The following is a 575-nucleotide window of genomic DNA, read 5'->3' as shown; positions in this document are numbered from 1 at the left end:
CGACCCGTTCAATGTCGGTCGTATGTACCGCACCGGCGACCTGGGTCGCTATCTGCCGGACGGCACGGTGGAATACCTGGGCCGTAACGACGACCAGGTGAAGATCCGTGGTTTCCGGATCGAACTGGGCGAAATCGAAGCGCGCCTGGCTGCTTACCCTGGCGTTAAGGAAAGCGTAGTCCTGGCTCGGGAGGACAACCCGGGCGAAAAACGCCTCGTGGCCTACGTCACCGCGCAGCAGCCTGAAACCGTGTTGGAGATCGAAAGCCTGCGCACTCATCTGCAAGGCGCATTGCCGGAGTACATGGTCCCAGCCGCCTACGTGCAGCTCGATGCACTGCCACTGACGCCTAACGGCAAGCTGAATCGCAAGGCGTTGCCGGCGCCAGATGGTGGCGCATTGATCAGCCGTGAATACGAGGCTCCACAAGGGGAAGCCGAAACCGTACTGGCGCAACTCTGGGCGGAACTGCTCAAGGTCGAGCGCGTAGGGCGGCACGACAACTTCTTCGAACTTGGCGGTCACTCGCTATTGGCCGTGACGTTGATCGAACGCATGCGCCAGGTCGGCCTGG

At 61.7% G+C, this 575-nt stretch carries 1 protein-coding gene; it reads left to right on the top strand.

Features of this window, described 5'->3' with window-relative positions; translation table 11 throughout:
- Positions 1–575 (top strand): phosphopantetheine-binding protein (locus M5C01_RS32770; RefSeq protein ID WP_248764477.1); only part of this gene is annotated, 575 nt, incomplete at both ends.

It is taken from the genome of Pseudomonas sp. MWU12-2319 (assembly GCF_023242525.1).
Lineage (GTDB): Bacteria > Pseudomonadota > Gammaproteobacteria > Pseudomonadales > Pseudomonadaceae > Aquipseudomonas > Aquipseudomonas gingeri_D.
Note: the sequence above shows the minus strand (reverse complement) of the source record. Positions and strands in the feature narration are given on the sequence as shown.